5 protein-coding genes and 1 pseudogene are annotated in these 3,248 nt (G+C 41.3%); 3 read left to right on the top strand and 3 right to left on the bottom strand.

Annotated elements, in window-relative coordinates:
* Window positions 1-197 (bottom strand): annotated as a pseudogene (locus H6G68_RS26730) (AMP-binding enzyme); the annotation flags it as partial.
* Between the two features lie 225 nt (window positions 198-422).
* On the opposite strand from H6G68_RS26730, the gene H6G68_RS27970 reads away from it, so the two are divergent.
* Window positions 423-716, top strand: a complete 294-nt coding sequence (locus H6G68_RS27970; RefSeq protein ID WP_190909338.1) for a hypothetical protein — start codon at window positions 423-425, stop codon at window positions 714-716.
* Window positions 713-1,009 carry a hypothetical protein gene (locus H6G68_RS27965; protein WP_190909337.1) on the top strand — a complete coding sequence of 99 codons (297 nt, stop codon included), beginning with the start codon at window positions 713-715 and terminating at the stop codon, window positions 1,007-1,009. The genes H6G68_RS27970 and H6G68_RS27965 overlap by 4 nt, the downstream gene beginning before the upstream one ends.
* On the opposite strand, the gene H6G68_RS26715 is transcribed toward H6G68_RS27965, so the two are convergent.
* A complete protein-coding gene (locus tag H6G68_RS26715; protein WP_242045422.1) occupies window positions 985-1,392 on the bottom strand; it encodes a hypothetical protein in 408 nt (135 codons plus the stop codon). The genes H6G68_RS27965 and H6G68_RS26715 overlap by 25 nt on opposite strands.
* Window positions 1,393-1,557: 165 nt before the next feature.
* On the opposite strand from H6G68_RS26715, the gene H6G68_RS26710 reads away from it, so the two are divergent.
* Window positions 1,558-1,809: a type I restriction enzyme endonuclease domain-containing protein gene (locus H6G68_RS26710; RefSeq protein ID WP_277925567.1), complete on the top strand. Its 252-nt coding sequence runs from the start codon at window positions 1,558-1,560 to the stop codon at window positions 1,807-1,809.
* Between the two features lie 489 nt (window positions 1,810-2,298).
* On the opposite strand, the gene H6G68_RS26705 is transcribed toward H6G68_RS26710, so the two are convergent.
* On the bottom strand, window positions 2,299-3,099 hold the full coding sequence (locus H6G68_RS26705; RefSeq protein WP_242045420.1) for a tyrosine-type recombinase/integrase: 801 nt from the start codon (window positions 3,097-3,099) through the stop codon (window positions 2,299-2,301).
* Window positions 3,100-3,248 lie beyond the last annotated feature (149 nt).

Raw genomic sequence — 3,248 nt, 5'->3', positions numbered from 1 at the left:
ACGTATCCGTATTCTCGACTAATTTCCCCATCTGGTGTTGGTAGGACTTTGCGGTCTACTTTGCCGTTAGGTGTTAATGGTAAATTGTCCAAGGTGATAAAGGCACTAGGCACCATGTATTCTGGTAGCTTCTGCTTGAGGTATTGTCGTATTTGGTTGGTGCTAAGTAATTTACCCTCAATAACTACATAGCTCACATCTTGCACCTACCGAATAAACCCAGAAATAGGAGATGCAAATTACAAAAAAATCACAGTGTATCAATACTAAGTATCCAGAAGTGCGTAGTCATAAATATAACGTAAATATTAGTAATATCACACAAAAAATCCCAGAGTGATGTTGATGTGGTGCAAGCAATCGAAGAATATAAAGTCAATGCCTCTGTTTGCATTTGGGACTAAAAACATGAGAGAAAAGGCGTGAAATATATCATCATCCGCAAACTTAAACATCACGCGATTACAGGTTTAGCAATTACTCGTAAATTAGTTGATGGTAGAGTTTTAAGACATCTGCACAAACAAGGACAACAGGTACGTTTAGTAGGTTTGAACTTCCCTGTTACTGTCTCCTGGTATTACCTCAAACGTGACAACGGTAGATTGGAAAAACGTTTTGTCTTATCTACTCGACCCCTCAAAGCCAGCACTATTCAGTGGTGGGGTAAACGTAGATGGCAAATAGAGGGATGGTTTAAAACCGCCAAGCAATGACCCTTTGGGTCACGCTTCGCGAACGTTTTGGGTTACATCGCTTTGGTCAAGGGACTTTGCTGGGTATGTATCGTTGGCTCATCCTTTCTCTGACTGCTTTCCTGATTGCCCATTGGACTTTTTTATTTACCGCGCATGACCCCATTCCAGATTGGGGTGAGGCTGCACAAACAGCCCTTGAATTTTTGTTTCCTCAAATTGTCGTGTCTCTTCTTTTACTTGATATCCAGCGACTTGCTCCCCTGGCACGTAGTTGTGGTTTTGACATTCATATTTCCAGGTGCAAGATGTGAGAAGCGGTATCTGGTTCTGTGGTAAATAACTGTCTAATTTTTTTCCGCAATGTATCATCAGCGAAGTAATAATTATCGCCTGAACTAAAGGCTAATTTGCGTTTTATACCATCTGTAAATGTTCTTTGTCTTAAATGGTTGGCATCTGGATTTTTACTATCAATTTTCACCAGGAGGAGAGATGGCAATTCTGATGGCTCGAATATTTGTGCTAATAACGAATTTTTGATGATTTCTGGTTCAGATAGATATCTGCCCTTGCCGTTGTTGTAAGCACCATCAAAGATAGGTATACTCAGTCCTGAATTTTCTATAATTCTTGTGGTTAAATCCATTGCCAGTAATCTATTAGATAGCTGATCTAGCAAGCATAAGATTCTCATATTTATCCTGGCATGGAATTACACTCAGCAAAATCATCCAAGTGGATATTTTACTGATGTCAAAAGATAACTTGGTAAGTGGTCAACGAGCGAACCGATAGCTAGTACAACACAGCATAAGTAAACCCACCATTAAAGTTGGCGAGAAATCTGTGATTTGAAACCCTGGAAGTAAATGATAGTGCAGTGATGATTTTGGGAGATGACACCCTCAAAGCGATCGCTCGTGATTTGGTGAAAGCGATTCGTGCTAATTTAACCATTGATTGGACAGTGAAGGAAAATGTGCGGGCTAAATTACGAGTGACAATTAAACGATTACTCAAGAAGTATGGCTATCCCCCAGACAAACAGGAAAAGGCAACCTCTACAGTTCTACAACAAGCAGAGTTATTGTGTAAAGACTGGGTAACTTAAATGTAACATAATTGGCGATGCTTCTGGCGATCGCCCACCGCAATTATCGCTCCCATACTTCAGAGAAGTTACAAAACCGCACCCCGTAATTCGTAAAAGAGCAATGCAGTATCAGAACTAATGACATAATTTTTGAGGGAACCCAGAATCAGGGACATTGACTAAGGTAAGCATTCTGCGATCGCACATTTTTATTCTTATCAATTTGTAACCGTTCACGGGGGGATCAGAAAAATGTTCAACAGGAAAACAGGAAATTACACAGAATCAATACGAAAACCAATCTAGATTTGATTTTTTCCGGTTAATTGTGAATAGTCAAAAGTGCAGTGCTATAGTCGTCTGTCAATTGTTTTTTAGACATTTCAGGTGCTATTAGTCGATACCATAAATCTCGCTAAACCATTACCAAGTAAGAACTTTAGCATTTGGGCGAATGTTTTACCCCCCCTGAACGGTTACAAAAAAACCAAAATATGAGCGAAAGATTCAAACCAAATCCTCCAATAAAGCTGTAATTTTCCCCTGGGCTTTAGTGCGGTTGTCATCATAAATCATTAAAGTATTCAGATTGGCATGGCGGCTCAACTTCTGCACACTCCTGACATCCCCACTACTAGCATCCAACGCCGCTGTCACTGATGAGTGTCTAATTTTATGGGGGCTGACAACTTTAGAAATCCCCGCCACACTAGCAATCTTGACAACAATCTTGCGAATTCCGTCCCCCGTCAGCCGATGTCCGTAGTGAGGTCGCAGGGAAATAAACAACGGTTGCTTGATATCTAATTCCTTCCTCTCCCACAACCAATCCTGGAGAGCCTTGCAAGTCTTGGGATGCAAGTCAATATTTTCCTTCTGAGTACCCTTTCCCTTGCCCAAGATACTCAAAGTCCGTACTTCTAAATCCAAATCTTCAATATTACAGTGAGAAATTTCCTCCCGTCGCAGAGCATTAGCCCACAACAGCCGCAGCAGTGCATAATCCCGTTTTCCTTTCATTGTTTCCTGGTTTGGCACTAACAGCATTTTTCTAAATGCTTCGGGAGTAATTCCCGTCGTATCTCGGTAAGGTTGAATTTTCTCGCTCTTAATATCAGCTAACGTCCAGTCACACATACCCACCTTATAGGCGTAGTTAACCAACGCCTTAATTGCCGCCAACCGGCGGTTAACAGTTGCTTCCTTCAACCCACAGTCAACCAACTCCGCCTTGTACCGCAAAACCAAAGTTACAGCCGAGTACCTGTGCATCTGCAAAAATTGCCCCACTAAAGTTGGTGTTGGCATCTGGCCGCACACAGAGAGGAAAAATTTGTTTAAATCTTTAGCTGTAGCGAACTGCAAACATCCAGCGATAAAACTGCAAACAAGGCATTTTTGAAACCACATTCTCTGCAAATAAAGGGGGTCTCAAAACCACAATAAATGCAAATGAA

The organism is Anabaena catenula FACHB-362 (assembly GCF_014698735.1).
Taxonomy (GTDB): domain Bacteria; phylum Cyanobacteriota; class Cyanobacteriia; order Cyanobacteriales; family Nostocaceae; genus Anabaena; species Anabaena variabilis_A.
Note: the sequence above shows the minus strand (reverse complement) of the source record. Positions and strands in the feature narration are given on the sequence as shown.

Excerpts from the sequence above, each read along its gene's own strand:
- H6G68_RS27965 (WP_190909337.1), top strand. The coding sequence starts at position 713 with ATGACCCTTTGGGTCACGCTTCGCGAACGTTTTGGGTTACATCGCTTT.
- H6G68_RS26715 (WP_242045422.1), bottom strand. The coding sequence starts at position 1,392 with ATGAGAATCTTATGCTTGCTAGATCAGCTATCTAATAGATTACTGGCA.
- H6G68_RS26705 (WP_242045420.1), bottom strand. The coding sequence starts at position 3,099 with ATGCCAACACCAACTTTAGTGGGGCAATTTTTGCAGATGCACAGGTAC.